The organism is Jeotgalicoccus marinus DSM 19772, assembly GCF_000425825.1.
Lineage (GTDB): Bacteria > Bacillota > Bacilli > Staphylococcales > Salinicoccaceae > Jeotgalicoccus > Jeotgalicoccus marinus.
Window position 1 is genome coordinate 25,691 of sequence record NZ_AUEE01000005.1, and the last position, 18,019, is coordinate 43,709.

Below are 18,019 nucleotides of genomic sequence, written 5' to 3' on the forward strand. Positions count from 1 at the left end.
CGGCGGTGTGAGTTTACCGAAGCAGTAGGTGAAAGTAGTCTGTGTTCAGTTTCGTGCGAAAGGAAATCGACTAGTGCGAGACGTGTGATGAGCGTTAATCATCAATTGAGATGCAGGCGAACTCGCCTGAATTTAGGTGGTACCGCGGAACTCCGTCCTATTGTTAGGACAGGAGTTTTTTTGTTTTTTAATTTAAAGGAGTGATTATATGGAAATGTCAACGAAGTACAATCCGACTGAAGTTGAAAAAGGCAAATATGAAAAGTGGGTGGAAGCTGGCCTATTTAAATCAGATGTAGCGAGTGATAAGGCACCATTTTCTATCGTTATTCCACCGCCGAATGTCACAGGTAAGTTACACCTTGGACATGCTTGGGATACGACTTTACAAGATATCATTACACGCATGAAACGCATGCAAGGTTATGATGTGCTTTACTTACCGGGTATGGACCATGCGGGGATAGCCACTCAGGCTAAAGTAGACGCAAGACTCCGTGAATCTGGCATTAACCGTCACGACATCGGCCGTGAGAAATTTTTAGAACACTCATGGAACTGGAAAGAGGAATACGCGAGTCATATTCGAGCACAGTGGGCGAAACTTGGACTCGGACTCGATTACGACAAAGAAAGATTTACCTTAGATGAAGGTCTGTCTAAAGCAGTTCGTAAGACCTTTGTAGACCTTTATAACAAGGGCTTAATTTACCGTGGTGAGTATATTATTAACTGGGACCCGGAAACACAGACTGCATTGTCTGATATCGAAGTCATTCACCAGGATATTGAAGGGAAGTTCTACCACGTTAAGTATCCTTTAACAGACGGTTCTGGTTTCTTAGAAATTGCGACGACACGTCCAGAGACAATGCTCGGTGATACGGCAGTTGTTGTTCACCCGGATGACGAACGTTATCAGGACTTTATTGGTAAAACTGTAGAGCTACCTATTGTGGGTAGACAATTACCGATTATTGCTGATGACTATGTTGAAAAAGACTTTGGTTCAGGTGCCATGAAGGTCACGCCTGCCCATGACCCAAATGACTTTGAAATTGGTAACCGTCATGATCTTGAACGAATTAACGTCATGCATCCAAACGGTGTTATCAATGAACTTGGTGGTCAATATGAAGGTATGGATCGTTTTGAATGCCGTAAACAACTAGTGAAAGATTTAGATGAGGCAGGTTACCTCATTAAAGTTGAAGACCATATGCACTCAGTCGGTCACTCTGAGAGAAGTGGCGCGATTGTTGAGCCTTACCTATCCACGCAGTGGTTTGTAAGCATGAAACCTCTAGCAGAAAAGAGTTTGAATAACCAGGACACAGATCAGCGTATTGATTTTGTCCCAGGACGTTTTGAACATACTTTTAATGGCTGGATGGAGAACATACGTGACTGGGTAATCTCACGTCAACTGTGGTGGGGTCATAGAATTCCTGCCTGGTACCACAAGGAAACAGGTGAGCTTTATGTTGGTATAGAGGCGCCTGCTGACTCAGAAAACTGGGAACAGGATGAAGATGTATTAGATACTTGGTTCTCAAGTGCCTTATGGCCGTTTTCTACGATGGGTTGGCCAGAAGATACGGCTGACTTAAAGAAATATTTCCCAACGAATGTATTAGTGACAGGCTATGATATTATTTTTTTCTGGGTCGCGAGAATGATCTTCTCATCACTTGAACATACAGGCCAAAAACCGTTCTCTGACGTACTTTTACACGGACTTGTGCGTGATGAACAAAACCGTAAGATGTCGAAATCACTCGGTAACGGTGTCGATCCAATGGATGTTATTGAAAAATACGGTGCCGATGCACTCCGTTATTTCCTAGCGACCGGTTCAACACCTGGTCAAGACCTCCGCTACAGTGATGACAAGGTTGAAAGTATATGGAACTTTATAAATAAGATTTGGAATGCTTCAAGATTCTCACTCATGAATATCGGTGAAGATTTCGGCATAGAAGATATTGATTTAAGTGGTGAGAAATCACTAGCAGATAAGTGGATCTTAACGCGTCTAAACGACACGATTAGAGACGTAACACGTCTATCTGATGACTATGAGTTTGGTGAAGTTGGGCGTCTCTTATATAACTTTATTTGGGATGATTTCTGTGATTGGTATATCGAGATGGCAAAAGTACCGATGACTTCAGGTAGTGATAGTGATAAGCATATGACACGCTCAGTGCTTCTTTATACGCTGGATAAAATTCTGAAGATGTTACACCCGTTCATGCCGTTTGTTACAGATGAAATCTACCAAGCGATTACTAAAGATGAATCGATTGTCGTGAGTGACTATCCTGTCGTTGATGAGTCTTTAAGCTATGATGATGCGAAGTTAGAGATGGAACTACTCGTTGCCATCATTAAATCTGTTAGAACGACGAGAAATGAAGTGAACACGCCATTATCTAAGCCAATCGACATTAATATCGAGGTAAAAGATGAACGGAGACGTCAGGCGGTTGAGCGTAACAAACATTATATTGAGCGCTTTACGAACCCTGAGACTTTATCGATTAGTGATTTTATAGAAAAACATGACGATGACAAAACGGACGTTGTCAAAGGTGCGACAGTTGTCTTACCACTTGCGGGCTTAATCGATAAGGAAGAGGAAATCGAAAGACTAGAAAATGAACTGAACCGTTTAAATGGTGAATTGAAACGTGTTAAAGGTAAATTATCTAATGAGAAGTTCGTAAGTAATGCACCAAAAGACATCGTTGAAGCAGAACGACAAAAAGAAGCCGGCTACCAGAGTCAGTATGATGAAGTTGAAAATAGACTCTCTAGCTTGAAAGGTGAGTAAAGGCCGATGAATTATCAAGACAGCCTACAATGGATACACGAACGCACAAAATTTGGTATTAAACCTGGCATCAAGCGTATGGAATGGATGTTAGAACGATTTGACCATCCTGAGAAAAACATTACCGGTGTGCATATTGTCGGAACGAATGGTAAAGGCTCGACGCTGTCGTATATGAGAAATGCACTTAATCATAACGATTACAGTGTCGGAACCTTTACTTCACCTTATATAGAAGTGTTCAATGAACGCATTTCAGTTGATGGCTCACCGATATCTGATGAAGATATTGCTGAACTTGCCACACTTGTTCGTCCAGTCAGTGAAGCGATGGTAGCTGAGACGGATCTTGGGAATGCAACAGAATTTGAGATTATTACTATGATGATGTTTGTTTACTTCGGTCGCCTACACCCAGTGGATATCGTCTTAGTTGAAGCTGGACTCGGTGCGACCAATGACTCGACGAACGTATTCTCGCCAGTGATGACCTTACTAACCAGTATTGGACTCGATCACGTGGATATCTTAGGCGATACCTTACTCGATATTGCGAGAGATAAGTCAGGTGTGATTAAAGCAGGCGTTCCTTTAGTCTTCAACGTTAAAGATGACGCTTGCCGTGATTATATCTATAAGGTACTCGATGAAAAGAATGCTAAAGGTGTTGAACTAGAAAGAGACATCATTTTGACGACTAATGGCGAAGAATTTAGCTTTAAATATGGACGCTATGATTTCGATGACATTAAACTCGATATGATCGGTCGCCATCAACAAGAAAACGCGTCGATTGCTATTGCAGCCTTGTTAGAAATGCAAGAAGCGGGTGTGGTGAGTTTAGACGTCAACAAGATGATTACTGGTGTTGAACGTACTTACTGGAGCGGTAGAATCGAAAAGATTTCCCACTCACCCTTAGTGATAATGGACGGTGCCCATAATAATGAAGCTGTCGATGCCTTAGTTGCAACCATGCGTGAATCTTATAGTGATAAAAAAATCACTGTACTCTTTTCAGCAGTCAAAGGTAAGCCCTTAGACAGCATGGTATCTAAAATCGGCATGATCGCTGATACATTTGTCGTAACAGAATTCGACTTCTTTAAAGCCGAAAAAGGTGACGTATTGTTTGTTGCCATCGAGCATCCAGATAAGCACTATGTCGAAGACTATATGGAATATATCCGAAATTTTTCTGGGGACTTGCTCCTCATTACAGGTAGCTTGTACTTTATCAGTGAGATTAAACAACAATTGAAGTAGTTTTTGAGTGCCCACCTTATATGCGTATTAGGTGGGTTTTTGTTTGGGTTGTTAGGGAAGGGGGCTTACCGGCTCTCTGTGGCCCCGACAGCGGCCCGTCATTATGCCCACTACCAACAACCATCACCCCCAAAAGCAAAAAAACCTGGCAGGAACACCCTATAAAAGGGGATCCTACCAGGCCTCAATTAGTCAAAACTTAAAGTGATGGTCCATTACCATCGTTTTTGTTGCCTTCAACGGCTTTAAGAGAGTCTCTCATTTCACGTAGTAATACAAGTTGCTCGTCTTCTGCTTCTTCTTCAACGAAGCGGTTACCAGATAGTTTGTTAACCACTTTAACGAATACGAATACTGCAGCACCGATGATGATGAAGTCGATGATTGCTTGAATGAACACACCGTAAGTAATACCCATGTAGCTCCATTCTGAAGCAAAGTCTGTGTTACCGAAAATCAACGCGATAGACGGCATGATGATGTTGGCAACGAGTGCCTCAACGATCTTACCGAAGGCAGCACCGATAACAACTGCGACTGCAAGGTCTAGAATGTTACCACGAAGCATAAAATCTTTAAATTCTTGCCACATAAAATAGCCTCCCTAGATTAAATTAAAATAAAAACAAGTGAATCGTAATAATACAGGAAAAATTATCATCAAGCAAGTTTATATTTTCAATTTTATGCTATTTTAACAAAAAATCAATGAGCAATTTACTTATAATGATTTATTATTAATGATATTATAATAAATAATAATAACTTAATTAACTGTTAGCTTATTCGTATCATTAGATTATGTTCATGCATTTACTTTATGAATATATTCAGTATACAATTAAGATGACTAAATTTAGAGGGGGCTTTTAATTATGTCAAATAACGTAAAGGAACATTCCCGCAGCACTTTATCGGTTAATGGTAAGGACTACACTTACTATAGCTTACAGTCACTCGTTGACAACGGCGCAAGTCAGTCACAAAATTTACCTTACTCAATCCGTGTGCTACTGGAATCTGTCTTACGTCAATATGACGGTAAGGTGATTACTGAAGATCACATCGAAGCATTAGCAAATTGGGACAAAGGGGATATCAAAGGGAAAGAGGTGCCTTTTAAACCTTCCCGTGTTATTCTTCAAGACTTCACTGGTGTACCAGCAGTTGTCGATTTAGCTTCATTACGTAAAGCCATGGACGATGTTGATGGGGACGTCCAAAAAATCAACCCTGAAGTACCAGTAGACCTAGTCATTGACCACTCAGTTCAAGTTGATGAATATGGTACTTTAAACGCACTTCAAAAGAACATGGAGCTTGAGTTCCAAAGAAATATGGAGCGTTATGAATTCTTACGCTGGGCAACGAAGGCATTTGATAACTATCAAGCAGTACCACCAGCAACGGGTATCGTTCACCAAGTGAACTTAGAATACCTTGCAAATGTCGTTCATAACAGAGAAGAAGAGGGTACGAACGTACTTTATCCAGATACACTTGTTGGTACAGACTCCCATACAACAATGATCAATGGTCTTGGTGTACTTGGTTGGGGTGTTGGTGGTATCGAAGCTGAAGCAGGTATGCTTGGCCAACCTTCATACTTCCCAGTACCTGAAGTAATCGGTGTACGTATGACGAATGCTTTACCTGAAGGGACAACTGCAACGGACTTAGCACTTCGCGTAACAGAATTGTTACGACAAAAAGGTGTGGTTGGTAAATTTGTAGAATTCTTCGGTGAAGGTGTTACAGCCTTACCATTAGCTGACAGAGCAACTATTGCCAACATGGCACCTGAATACGGTGCGACATGTGGCTTCTTCGCTGTAGATGAAGAAACGTTAGACTACCTTAAACTTACAGGTCGCGACACTGAACACATCGACTTAGTTAGAGCATATCTGAAAGAGAATAATTTATTCTTTGACCCTGCAGTAGAGCCAACTTACACAGATGTTGTTGAACTTGACTTATCTACAGTTGAGCCATCACTTGCGGGACCAAAACGTCCACAGGACTTAATTAATCTTTCTGATATGAAAGATGAGTATAGAAAATCTGTCACTGCTGAAAGTGGTAACCACGGTCATGGTTTAACAGAAGAAGAGTTTAACAAAACAGCAACAGTGAACTACAATGACGGTGACTCTGAAGAACTGAAAACAGGGGACTTAGTCATTGCAGCGATTACGTCTTGTACAAACACATCTAACCCATACGTTATGTTAGGTGCTGGACTCATTGCTAAAAAAGCAGTTGAGAAAGGTTTATCTGTACCGAAGTACGTAAAAACTTCACTGGCACCTGGTTCAAAAGTTGTTACAGGTTACCTAGCTGATTCAGGCTTACAACCTTACCTTGATCAACTCGGTTTCACACACGTTGGTTACGGTTGTACAACATGTATCGGTAACTCAGGTCCATTACGCCCAGAAGTGACTGAAACGATTGTAGATAACGACATGCTCGTTTCATCAGTACTATCTGGTAACCGTAACTTCGAAGGTCGTATTCACCCGCTTGTTAAAGCGAACTACCTAGCATCACCACAACTCGTTGTTGCTTATGCTTTAGCAGGTACAGTAGATATCGATCTTAGAAATGACCCAATCGGACAAGATAAAGAAGGTAATGACGTATACATGAAAGATATCTGGCCGTCAATTCAAGAGGTTAGAGATACTGTAATGTCTACGGTCACACCTGAACTATTTAGAAAAGAATACGAAACTGTATTTGATTCAAATGAAACATGGAATGAAATTGATGTAACAGATGCACCATTATACGATTTTGCAGATGAATCGACTTACATTCAAAACCCTTCATTCTTCCAAAAATTATCCAAAGAAGCGGGTACAATTGAGCCGTTAAACGGCCTACGTGTACTTGGTAAATTCGGGGATTCAGTCACAACGGACCACATCTCACCAGCCGGTGCAATCGGTAAAGATACACCAGCAGGGCAGTGGTTAATTGAACAAGGCGTATCACCTAGAGACTTTAACTCTTATGGTTCACGTCGTGGTAACCATGAAGTGATGGTACGTGGTACATTCGCGAACATCCGTATTAGAAACCAAATTGCATCAGGTACAGAAGGTGGCTATACAACTTACTGGCCAACAGGTGAAGTGATGAGTATCTATGATGCATCACAAAACTACCAAAAAAATGGTACAGGCCTTGTAGTCATCGCTGGTGACGATTACGGAATGGGTTCAAGTCGTGACTGGGCAGCTAAAGGTACAAACCTACTAGGCGTTAAAGCAGTTATCGCGGCAAGCTACGAACGTATTCACCGTTCAAACCTAGTGATGATGGGTGTACTCCCTCTACAGTTTGTCAACGGAGAAAATGCTGAAGATCACGGCTTAGATGGTTCTGAAACATTTGATATCAATATTGATGAATCCGTTACAGCTGGAGAAATCATCGATGTTGTCGCAACGAAAGAAAACGGCGACAAAGTGACGTTCAAAGCAAAAGTACGCTTTGACTCTGAAGTAGAAGCAGATTACTACCGTCATGGTGGTATCCTACAGCTTGTACTACGTAACAAAATCGCATCGTAAGTAAAGAGAGGCATAAATTAAGTCCATCAGAACTTATTGTTCTGATGGACTTATCTTTCTTTTACATAAATGTAATCTTCGGTTCAGTTTTACTTTTAATACGTTTCATATTGGGTATATGCTTAACTATGACAACGATGCCGAGGATGATACCAAAGATGATCATAAACCAATCTGAGGTAAACATGACACCAATTAATAAGGCGAGTGCTGCAAATACACTCGATAGGGAAACGTATTTCGATAGTTTTAAGGTAATTAAAAATGTTGATACTAACACTATAAACAGAATTGGGTTCGCAGCAAGTATGGCACCACCACCCGTTGCAACAGCTTTCCCACCTTTGAATTTTAAAAAGATAGAATAGACGTGTCCGAGTGCTGCAACGACACCGTAAATCACGACAGGAAAGTCACCAGTCACATCGACGAGCATGGCGACCCAAACTGGAATCGCACCTTTTAAAATATCGAGAATAAGGACGACAATTCCTGCCTTTTTTCCGAGGATGCGAAAGGTATTCGTTGTACCCACATTACCGCTGCCATGTTGTCTTAAATCAATGTTGTAAAATAATTTACTGATAATTAGACTGAACGGAATTGACCCAAACAGGTAGGAAAAGATTAATAAAATAAGAACTGTATACAATAGATTATCCCCTTTTTATTATCAGGTACTAACAGTTTACCATATATCTTTAAATTATCACATAATTATATAAAGTTACCATTAATATTATTATGTAAACTAATGACAAAACATTCTTGCAAAATGTTTGGATTTACGTAAAAATAGATAAGTAGATTAATTTAACGAACATACGTTTGTATTGTTTGTAGGAGGATACAGACTTGGCTAAAGAAACCGGATATAATGATGAATCCATACAAATACTAGAGGGACTAGAAGCAGTAAGAAAACGTCCGGGTATGTACATCGGTTCAACCGATACGAGAGGACTACATCACCTGGTATATGAGATTACGGACAATGCTGTTGATGAGATTATTAACGGCTACGGTGATGAAATCAATATTACAATCAATAAGGACGAAAGCATTACAGTTAGAGACAATGGCCGTGGGATACCAACAGGTATGCATGCTAGCGGTGTACCGACTGCTGAGGTCATATTTACGGTACTACACGCCGGCGGGAAGTTCTCTTCAGGCTCCTATAAGTCGTCAGGGGGACTACATGGTGTAGGGTCTTCTGTTGTAAATGCGCTCAGTGAACACTTAAAACTCCGTTCATTTAGAAACGGTAAAATATATGAGATTACTTTTAAAGATGGCGGCAAGGTCGACACGCCATTAAAAGAAGTCGGTAAGACAAAAGAGACAGGGACAGAAGTCACTTTTAAAGCAGATCCTGAAATCTTTAAACAGACGATCGCCTTTAACTTCGAAACGATTGTTGAAAGAATGCGTGAGTCTGCCTTCTTAACTCGTGGGCTTAAAATTACCATTAATGATAAAAGAACTGATGAAGAAGAAATATTCCAATATGATGATGGTCTGAAATCATTCATTAGCTTCTTAAATGAAGGTAAGGATGACATTGGTGAAATCGTCATGTTTGAAGGGACTTATAATGAAATGGTCGCAGAAGTTGCCTTTCAGTTTAACGACCAATACTCTGAAACAATCTTCTCCTTTGTCAATAACGTCCGTACTAAAGACGGCGGTACCCATGAGGTCGGTTTTAAGACCGGTTTCACTCGAGTCTTTAATGAATATGCCCGTAAAATTGGTGAGTTAAAAGATAAGGATAAGAACCTAGAAGGCTCTGACATTAGAGAAGGTCTAACAGCCGTCATTTCGATTAAACTCCCAGAACACCTCCTACAATTTGAAGGACAAACGAAAGGGAAGCTTGGTACGAGTGAGGCGAGAAACTTACTGGAGACACTCCTTACAGATCAACTCCCATACTTCTTAGAAGAGAACGGGGCCTTATCGACTCAACTTGTTAAGAAGGCAATTAAGGCAAGACAAGTAAGAGAAGCTGCCAGAAAGGCACGTGAGGATGCGCGTAGTGGTAAAAAGAACAAGAGTAAGGATACTTTACTATCTGGTAAGTTGACACCCGCACAAAGTAAGAACGCCAAGAAAAATGAATTGTTCTTAGTTGAGGGTGACTCTGCAGGTGGCTCAGCCAAACAAGGTCGTGACCGCCGTTTCCAGGCGATCTTGCCGCTACGTGGTAAGGTCATTAATACTGAAAAGGCGAAATTTGAAGATATCTTCAAAAATGAAGAAATTAATACGATTATCCATACGATTGGTGCGGGTGTCGGTAATGATTTTAAAGTAGAGGACTCAAACTACGACAAGATTATTATTATGACCGATGCAGATACGGACGGTGCCCACATCCAAGTCTTACTCCTCACTTTCTTCTTTAATTACATGAGACCACTGTTTGAAGCAGGTAAGATTTACATTGCCTTACCACCACTCTTTAAGTTAGAGAAGAAGGGTAAGAAAAAAGATGTCCAATACGTGTGGACTGAAGATGAACTAGAAGTAGCTCAAAGAGAGATGGGTTCAAATGTTGAACTCCAGCGCTATAAAGGTCTCGGTGAGATGATGGCTGAACAGCTATGGGAAACGACTATGAATCCAGAGACACGTACTTTAATTCAAGTGCGCATTGAAGATGAAGCCCTGTCACTTAAACGTGTGACGACACTGATGGGCGATAATGTAGAAATCAGACGTAAATGGATCGATTCAAACGTCTCCTTCACCCTAGAAGAAGGTACAAGTATCTTAGATAATCAAGATGTAGAAAAATTAGCAGAAAGTGATGAAGACTATGGCAGAGCATAATCCATTACAACAATTAAAGCTAGAAGATGTTATTGGCGACCGCTTCGGACGCTATAGTAAGTACGTCATTCAAGACCGTGCTATTCCAGATGTAAGAGATGGCCTAAAACCGGTACAAAGACGTATTCTTTACGCGATGTATAAAGAAGGAAACACTTTCGATAAAAACTATCGTAAGAGTGCGAAGACTGTCGGTAATGTGATTGGTAACTACCACCCACATGGTGAGAGTTCGATTTATGATGCCATGGTCCGCCTTGGCCAAGACTGGAAGATGCGTGAAGAGTTAATTCTGATTCACGGTAACAAGGGGAGTGTCGACGGTGACCCTGCAGCAGCCATGCGTTATACAGAAGCAAAGCTTGCTGAGATATCAGGAGAGCTCTTAAAAGATTTAAATAAGAACACAGTGCCTTTTATCGATAACTTTGATGATACAGAAAAAGAACCTGCGGTCTTACCGGCGAAGTTTCCAAACTTACTCGTCAACGGTGCAACAGGGATTTCAGCGGGTTATGCTACTGATATTCCACCGCACAACTTAGCGGAAGTGATCGATGCGACCTTAAAGGTGATCGATAAGCCGTCAGCAACAATCGATGAACTCATGGAATTTGTTAAGGGACCAGACTTCCCAACAGGTGCCATTATTCAAGGTAAGAATGAGCTGAAAAAAGCTTATACAACTGGTAAGGGACGCGTCGTCGTTCGCAGTGTGGTCAATAAGGAAGAAACAAGGGGCAATAAGGTACTGATTGTCATCACTGAAATTCCTTTTGAAGTGAACAAGGCGAACTTGGTTAAAAAGATGGATGAAATCCGTGCAGATAGAAAAGTGGACGGTATTATTGAAGTCCGTGATGAGACGGACCGTGAAGGTCTAAGAATCGTCATTGAAGCGAGAAAAGATGCCAATATCGATGCGATTATCAATTATCTCTATAAGAAGACGGATTTACAAGTCTCATATAACTTTAATATGGTGGCAATATCCGACCGTGCACCGAAGTTGATGGGCTTAAAAGATATTTTAGAAGCTTATATCCGTCACCAAGAAATCGTTATTACTAACCGTTCGAAATATGAGCTCGAACATGCTCAAAAACGTATGCATATTATCGAAGGCTTAATCAAGGCGCTATCAATCTTAGATGAAGTTATTAAAACGATTCGTGAATCTGAGAATAAGAGAAACGCCAAAGAAAACTTAATTGAACGCTATAGTTTTACAGAAGCTCAAGCTGAAGCCATTGTCATGCTACAACTTTACCGTTTAACGAATACGGACGTTGTAGAGCTTGAAACGGAGCAAAACGAATTAGAGTTTCAAATCAACCAATTAAATGAAATTTTAAATGATCCAAAGAAACTAAAAAGTGTGATCAAGTCTGAACTTAGACAGATTAAGAAAAAATATACTTCAGAGCGTTTAACTGTCATAGAAGACGAAATCCAAACGATTGAAATTTCTAAAGAGCAGTTAATTGCTAAAGAAGAAGCAGTTGTCTCACTGACTAAGGAAGGCTATGTCAAGCGAACAAGCATCCGTTCTTATAATGCCTCTAATTTCGATGAAATTGGTATGCGTGAAGGTGATAACGTTTTGTTCTCGACGTTCTCAAATACACTAGAACAACTGCTCATCTTCACTAATCTTGGAAATTATATGATTATCCCGGTCCATGACCTTCAAGATATTAGATGGAAAGATATGGGACAACACCTGTCATCCCGTTTCAATTTAAAATCGAATGAAGCACCGATTTATGCGATGACCTTAGAGCAGTTTAGTCAAGATATTAATGTGGTCATGTCGACAAAATCCGGTCAGGTGAAACAGACTGCTTTAAGTGAATTTGAAGCTTCGAGAATTTCAAGGCCAATCGTTAACATGAAACTTAAAGCGAATGATGAAGTCATTGATGTGTCCTTGGCAAAAGAAGCACAAGATTTATTATTTATTACATCTAAAGGTCTGTCATTAAGATATGCCCTAGACCAAGTATCTGAAACAGGACTAAAATCTCAAGGTGTCAAGGCGATGAATGTTAAGCCTGATGATCATCTCGTTTTAGGTCGTGTGATTCCAAATGAGGGTAATTTAATTACGGTATCAAACCGTGGTGCGGTTAAACGAACGAAATTATCTACCTTTGAACATGGTAATCGTGCCCAAGTTGGCTCAATGTTGTATAAAGATATCAAGTCAAAACCACATGTAATTATCGGTGCAACCATTGTAGAAGATGGAAAGAATGTTAACATAGACTTATTAGCAGATGATCACAGTCATAGAACAAAAGCCAATGAAGTGCGAATCAGTGGTAAATATTCTAATGGTTCTTTCGTCGTCGATGAGGATACTTTCGGTCAGGTCAAACGCGTACATTTCTCTCAAATAGAAGAAGAGAAAAAATAAAGGGGAGGAATTGAATGCAAGACTTTTTAAATGTTTTTGAACAAGCAGTCAATTTTTTAAATGATTTACTGTGGCAAGAGGTCTTAATTGGACTATTAATTATCGCTGGACTATATTTCTCATTTACAACGCGTTTTGTCCAGTTTAGATGGTTAAAAATTATGTTTTCTTCACTCGGTGAAAAACGAGCGAAGATGCCAGACGGAACGAAAGGGATTTCCTCATTCCAGGCCTTTACAATCAGTGCGGCCCAGCGTATTGGGACAGCGAATATCGCGGGTGTCGCAACTGCTATTGTGGTCGGTGGTCCTGGGGCAGTATTTTGGATGTGGATTGTCGCACTCTTAGGTGCAGCATCAGCATTCTTTGAAGCGACACTTGCCCAAGTGTATAAGGTTAGAGATTCAGAAAGTGGATTTCGTGGTGGCCCGGCCTACTATATGACAAAAGGTTTGAATCAAAAGGGTATTGGCTACATATTTGCGATTCTCATGACCATTACTTTTGGTGTGGTCTTTGTCATGCTACAGTCAAACACCATTGCCAATGCTTATGATGAAGCCTTCAACGTAGATACTTGGCTGTCCGGTGTCATCGTTGCAGCAGTCGTTGGCTTAGTAATCTTTGGTGGAGCCAAATGGATTGCCAATGTCGCAACTGCCATTGTGCCGATCATGGCAGGACTCTATCTTTTACTGATTACCATAATTCTTGTTATGAACTATGACATGATTATCCCGATGCTACAAACGATTGTTATGAATGCCTTTGGTTTAGAAGAAGTCTTTGGTGGTGCTTTAGGTGCGGCCATTATCAATGGTTTCCAGCGTGGACTCCTTTCCAATGAAGCGGGTATGGGTTCAGCACCGAACGCAGCAGCATCAGCTGCCGTTCGTCACCCAGTTCAACAAGGACTGATCCAGTCCTTAGGTGTATACTTCGATACAATTATCGTCTGTACAGCAACAGCCATTGTAATTTTAATGTATACAGACTTAAGCTTTGGTGCCGATGCACCCCAAGGTATCCAAGTGACTCAAGCAGCGATGGACCAACAATTCTTCGGTTACGGTGGAACGATCATTGCAGTATTTATCCTATTATTTGCCTTTACGACAATTCTAGGAAACTATTTCTATGCACAAAGTAACTTAAGTTTCATTGTGGATAATAAGAAAGTAACGACCGCATTTAGAATCATTGTGACTATTATGACTCTAGTCGGTGCAGTTTTAGGTGTTCAGCTCGTGTGGACCTTAGCTGACCTCTTCATGGCCTTCTTAGCCATTATTAACTTAATGATGGTGGTTGCCTTAAGTCCGCTGGTGTTTGAAGTCATGCGGGACTATAAGGAACAAAAGGACCGCGGAGAATCACCGATTTTCTATGCGAAAAACATCACCTACAAACTGCCTGATGATAATCAGTGGGGCAATGAGGATTATAGAAAAGACGAAGATGATAAGTAAGAACATGAGCCAACCGACAAAAATCGGTTGGTTCTTTCTTGTCTAGAAAAATTGAAATATGGTAAGGTAACTATTATGTCTAAAGACGAATGAGGAATAGTAATGGAACTTTGGAACTTATATGATAAGGATCGAGTATTAACAAAAGAGACCATGGTCAGAGGAGACGAAATGAAAAAAGATACGTATCATTTAGTCGTTCATGTGGTCATTATTAATTCAGAGAATCAAATGCTGATTCAACAACGCCAGTGGGATAAAATTGGCGCACCCGGACTCTGGGATATCACAGTTGGGGGCAGTGTACTAGCTGGGGAAACGAGTCAGGAAGGTGCCAGCAGAGAAATTAGTGAAGAATTAGGTATCGAGCTTGATTTAAATCAAAGACCCCACCTTTCAGTGACCTTTGACCATGGCTATGATGATATATACATCGTCAATCAAGAGGTAGAACTCGATTCACTTAAGATACCAAATGATGAAGTCCTAGATACTAAGTGGGCTTCGATTGATGAAATCTATGAGATGATCGATAACAAAAGCTTTATAAATTACCGTAAGAGCTTAATTCAATTGTTATTTGATATGCGCTATTCTTACGGTGGTAAAAATGACTAGATAGGAGAGAAATCATGACTAAATGTGCGAGTTGTAAGAAACAGTGGACTGGGCTCTTGTTGTTTAAGGGGCATTTTGCTTCTCAGAACGGGGTAGAGTGTGACTACTGTGGTAAGACACAATATGTATCGGAAAAATCGAAAAAAAGAATGATTATTCCTCTATTACTTGTTACGGGAATGTTGCTAATTGGACTCTTTGCACCACCATCAATTACTCAATATTTCTGGGTCTACATTACGATTACGGGAGTGACTTTAATTTATATGTATGTGAGTTTGGAGTTAACGGATATCCCACCAGAGCAATAGGCTTTTCTTTTTCTGTAATTTTGATATACTTCTGTAATACTTATATAAAGAAGGTTAGCGTATGCAACAAGTGAGAATCGGCACAAGTATCTACTTGAATTATATTTTACTGGGCATGATTAATTTAATTATCGCCTTACATATGAGTTTTTTAACGGAACAGTTGAATACCGATGCAGCTGCGATATCAGCACTTATTTCTGCCATTGGTATCGGGAAACTGATTGCGCTTAGCTTTGCAGGTAAACTATCCGATAGTCTCGGTCGTCGACCGATGATTATTACAGCATGTTTAATCTACGTAGTCTTTTTATGCGCCATACCCTTTGCACCGACCTACACCATTGCATTTATGTTTGCACTTTTAGCAGGTATGGGAAATTCTATATTGGATACGAGTTCATATCCGGCACTAATCGAAGTGTTTAAAAATCGAACCAGTTCAGCAACGGTCTTAGTTAAAGCCTTCATGTCTGTTGGGTCAACAATCTTACCATTAATGATCACATTCTTTATGGCTAGAGATATGTTTTACGGTTATACCTTTTTCATTATGGCAGCAGTCTTTCTCTTTAATGCGATTCATTTAATGAGTGTGAAGTTCCCTGAAGCGAATGGGGGATATTTACCACCGAAGAAATCGACGCATAGACAAGTGAAACTAAAACCAAAGACGGTCTTCATGGAAAAACCAAAATTTTTACGTGAAGGCATTACAGTTATTGCGATTGGCTTTACGTCAGTCGGTCTGTTTCTTATCATCCAAACTTGGTTAGCGACATATGTAGAAACGATCATTGGTTTAACAGAATCAGAGGCAATCAATCTACTAAGTATTTATAGTCTAGGTGGCTTTGTTACGGTAATTATTTTAGCGACCTTACTCGATAGAGTGTTTAAACCTGTAACAGTACTCATAATCTATCCAGTCATTGCGATTGTTTCATTAACATCACTTCTAGTCGTAGAGAACTATATTATTCTGCTTATTATCGCCTTTATGCTTGGACTATCGACATCAGGTCTGTTCCAGCTGGCAGTGACACTGATGGCACAGTTCTTCCCCGAGAAAAAAGGAACAAGTACAGCCTTTGTGACCTTGTCATCAAGTATTGCCTTCATTACCTTACCGTATATTACGGGGCTCTTAAATCGACATATTACTGTATCGTCAATATTTATATTTGAGATTATGATCGCAATCATAGCAGTAACCTTAGCAATATTTATATCGTATCGTTATAGAAAGATTTTTAATTCAAGAACCACAGGGAAAATATTGTGGCGTAATCCGTAAGGAGAATATCATGGTTAAGTTTTTTAGTATTGTGTTGATCATATTAGGCACTGCATCGTTTATAAATGTATTGATGAATCTATCTTCAAGCATACTTATGTCAGGTGTCTATTTGGTTGCAGCGATTATTTTACTGTATGTAGGAAATCAGATGTATAGGAATAGTGGGAAAGAAGAGTAGGAAAGAATAAAAGATAATAGACAAAAAGGAAGCAACCTAAAAACATAAGTTTTTAGGTTGCTTCTATTAGATTATGCTACCTCTAGAACAATCCTCTAAAGAATTCTACGATACGATCCCAGAAGTTTCTGAGAGCTTCCATAAATGAATTGACCTCTTCAGAATCCGCAATGTCACGGCCTAATTCAGATGCACTGTCTTTAGCATCTTGGAATGAATCACTTGATGTAATTCTATTCAAAAGATCTTCAGATGAATCCACTAATCTCTGTGCCTCTTCACCTGTGAAAATTCCTGAGTCTTTAATACTGTTAAAGATTTCAACTAAACGATCGATTTGTTCCTGACTTAGTAATCCCTCTAAACCATTTTCTGCAAGTTTCTCATCAAGAATCGAACGAATTTGTTCTTCACTTACTTCACCATTAAAGTTGTTGATGATCTCAACTTTTACTTCAGTGATTACTTTGTTTAATTGAACTTGTGTAAAGCCTTCTACATTACTATTCTCATTTGTAATGTCAGAAATAGCATCCAATTCATCCTGAGCATTTTGAGTTTTCTCAGGGTCAATCTCCTCACCTTGAGCAGCGTATGCTTTGTAAACACCAGCTAAGGCACTCTCACCAGTTACATCTTGAGCAGCCGCAATCGTGACATCCGCATCAGTAATGCCTGAAGTTAATAAGGCGTTTTGATAAGTTTCTTCAGAGATCATCGTTATGTTACCCAGTGACTCATCAATATTTATATTTAAGCCGCTACCTTCAGACGTTTGTTGTATACGAATACTCGACATTAAGACACTATTGTCATAATTTTGATTTACGTACTGACTGACATCCTCACTATATACATAATCGATGATATCAGAATCACTCGCGCCGAGTAGATCTGCAGTCTGTTCTTGTAAACCCGTATCAGATTCTAAAGCAGCACCATATACTGTCACAGCATTATCCCATTCACTTGCTGCATTGATATTCTGTGATGTAAATGGAATCAATACAGATAGTGATACGACTGTGAGTACAAGTAATTTTTTAATCATTGTGTTAACTCCCAACTGTTTTAATTTTTCATGCTACAGAACTAGCATTGTAATCATTTTACCAAGTAATTATTAAAGGAAAATGAAAGTTACATAGAAATATCCAGATAGGAAATTTACAGAATTTTTACAAACTAATTTTAGAATTGACG

General features: G+C 39.9%; 13 protein-coding genes and 1 other annotated feature (1 of these 14 only partly in view). Of the genes, 10 read left to right on the plus strand and 3 right to left on the minus strand.

Annotation, left to right across the window (positions count from 1 at the left end; translation table 11 throughout):
- Window positions 1–163 (plus strand) — a binding site (T-box leader); it begins 51 nt to the left of the window's first position.
- 45 nt (window positions 164–208) lie between these two features.
- Both H624_RS0102815 and H624_RS0102820 read left to right on the plus strand, forming a co-directional pair.
- A complete protein-coding gene (locus H624_RS0102815) occupies window positions 209–2,836 on the plus strand; it encodes a valine--tRNA ligase (RefSeq protein WP_026866237.1) in 2,628 nt (875 codons plus the stop codon).
- Window positions 2,837–2,842: 6 nt separating this feature from the next.
- Entirely contained in the window at window positions 2,843–4,102 is a 1,260-nt protein-coding gene (locus tag H624_RS0102820; RefSeq protein ID WP_026866238.1) for a bifunctional folylpolyglutamate synthase/dihydrofolate synthase, read from the plus strand.
- A gap of 199 nt (window positions 4,103–4,301) precedes the next feature.
- On the opposite strand, the gene mscL is transcribed toward H624_RS0102820, so the two are convergent.
- Complete coding sequence (mscL, locus tag H624_RS0102825) at window positions 4,302–4,694, minus strand: large conductance mechanosensitive channel protein MscL (protein WP_026866239.1); 393 nt, start codon at window positions 4,692–4,694, stop codon at window positions 4,302–4,304.
- 283 nt (window positions 4,695–4,977) lie between these two features.
- Here mscL and acnA point away from each other — a divergent pair, with 283 nt between their 5' ends.
- Entirely contained in the window at window positions 4,978–7,683 is a 2,706-nt protein-coding gene (gene acnA / locus H624_RS0102830) for an aconitate hydratase AcnA (protein ID WP_026866240.1), read from the plus strand.
- A gap of 61 nt (window positions 7,684–7,744) precedes the next feature.
- Here acnA and plsY read toward each other — a convergent pair whose 3' ends face one another.
- On the minus strand, window positions 7,745–8,335 hold the full coding sequence (gene plsY, locus H624_RS0102835) for a glycerol-3-phosphate 1-O-acyltransferase PlsY (protein WP_026866241.1): 591 nt from the start codon (window positions 8,333–8,335) through the stop codon (window positions 7,745–7,747).
- A 203-nt stretch (window positions 8,336–8,538) separates the two neighbouring features.
- Between plsY and parE the strand changes: the two genes are divergently transcribed.
- The 7 genes from parE (at window position 8,539) to H624_RS12520 (ending at window position 16,816) form a co-directional block, all read left to right on the plus strand.
- A complete protein-coding gene (parE, locus tag H624_RS0102840; protein ID WP_026866242.1) occupies window positions 8,539–10,521 on the plus strand; it encodes a DNA topoisomerase IV subunit B in 1,983 nt (660 codons plus the stop codon).
- Window positions 10,508–12,940 (plus strand): DNA topoisomerase IV subunit A, encoded by a 2,433-nt coding sequence (gene parC / locus H624_RS0102845; protein ID WP_026866243.1) that lies wholly within the window; start codon window positions 10,508–10,510, stop codon window positions 12,938–12,940. The genes parE and parC overlap by 14 nt, the downstream gene beginning before the upstream one ends.
- Window positions 12,941–12,954: 14 nt before the next feature.
- Complete coding sequence (locus H624_RS0102850; protein WP_026866244.1) at window positions 12,955–14,409, plus strand: alanine/glycine:cation symporter family protein; 1,455 nt, start codon at window positions 12,955–12,957, stop codon at window positions 14,407–14,409.
- Between the two features lie 102 nt (window positions 14,410–14,511).
- Window positions 14,512–15,027 (plus strand): NUDIX hydrolase, encoded by a 516-nt coding sequence (locus H624_RS0102855; RefSeq protein WP_211220883.1) that lies wholly within the window; start codon window positions 14,512–14,514, stop codon window positions 15,025–15,027.
- Window positions 15,028–15,041: 14 nt separating this feature from the next.
- Entirely contained in the window at window positions 15,042–15,338 is a 297-nt protein-coding gene (locus H624_RS0102860; protein ID WP_026866246.1) for a TIGR04104 family putative zinc finger protein, read from the plus strand.
- Between the two features lie 61 nt (window positions 15,339–15,399).
- Window positions 15,400–16,635, plus strand: coding sequence for an MFS transporter (locus tag H624_RS0102865; protein WP_026866247.1), 1,236 nt, complete (start codon window positions 15,400–15,402; stop codon window positions 16,633–16,635).
- A gap of 10 nt (window positions 16,636–16,645) precedes the next feature.
- Complete coding sequence (locus H624_RS12520) at window positions 16,646–16,816, plus strand: hypothetical protein (protein ID WP_156889130.1); 171 nt, start codon at window positions 16,646–16,648, stop codon at window positions 16,814–16,816.
- An 82-nt stretch (window positions 16,817–16,898) separates the two neighbouring features.
- Here the strand turns inward: H624_RS12520 and H624_RS0102875 are convergent, their stop codons facing one another.
- Window positions 16,899–17,867 carry a DUF1002 domain-containing protein gene (locus H624_RS0102875; protein ID WP_051220451.1) on the minus strand — a complete coding sequence of 323 codons (969 nt, stop codon included), beginning with the start codon at window positions 17,865–17,867 and terminating at the stop codon, window positions 16,899–16,901.
- Between the last annotated feature and the right edge of the window lie 152 nt (window positions 17,868–18,019).

Bases quoted from the DNA above. Each gene is read 5' to 3' on its own strand.
- H624_RS0102820 (WP_026866238.1), top strand. From the start codon at position 2,843: ATGAATTATCAAGACAGCCTACAATGGATACACGAACGCACAAAATTT.
- acnA (WP_026866240.1), top strand. From the start codon at position 4,978: ATGTCAAATAACGTAAAGGAACATTCCCGCAGCACTTTATCGGTTAAT.
- mscL (WP_026866239.1), bottom strand. From the start codon at position 4,694: ATGTGGCAAGAATTTAAAGATTTTATGCTTCGTGGTAACATTCTAGAC.
- H624_RS0102815 (WP_026866237.1), top strand. From the start codon at position 209: ATGGAAATGTCAACGAAGTACAATCCGACTGAAGTTGAAAAAGGCAAA.
- H624_RS0102855 (WP_211220883.1), top strand. From the start codon at position 14,512: ATGGAACTTTGGAACTTATATGATAAGGATCGAGTATTAACAAAAGAG.
- H624_RS0102875 (WP_051220451.1), bottom strand. From the start codon at position 17,867: ATGATTAAAAAATTACTTGTACTCACAGTCGTATCACTATCTGTATTG.
- H624_RS0102860 (WP_026866246.1), top strand. From the start codon at position 15,042: ATGACTAAATGTGCGAGTTGTAAGAAACAGTGGACTGGGCTCTTGTTG.
- H624_RS0102865 (WP_026866247.1), top strand. From the start codon at position 15,400: ATGCAACAAGTGAGAATCGGCACAAGTATCTACTTGAATTATATTTTA.
- parC (WP_026866243.1), top strand. From the start codon at position 10,508: ATGGCAGAGCATAATCCATTACAACAATTAAAGCTAGAAGATGTTATT.
- H624_RS0102850 (WP_026866244.1), top strand. From the start codon at position 12,955: ATGCAAGACTTTTTAAATGTTTTTGAACAAGCAGTCAATTTTTTAAAT.
- H624_RS12520 (WP_156889130.1), top strand. From the start codon at position 16,646: ATGGTTAAGTTTTTTAGTATTGTGTTGATCATATTAGGCACTGCATCG.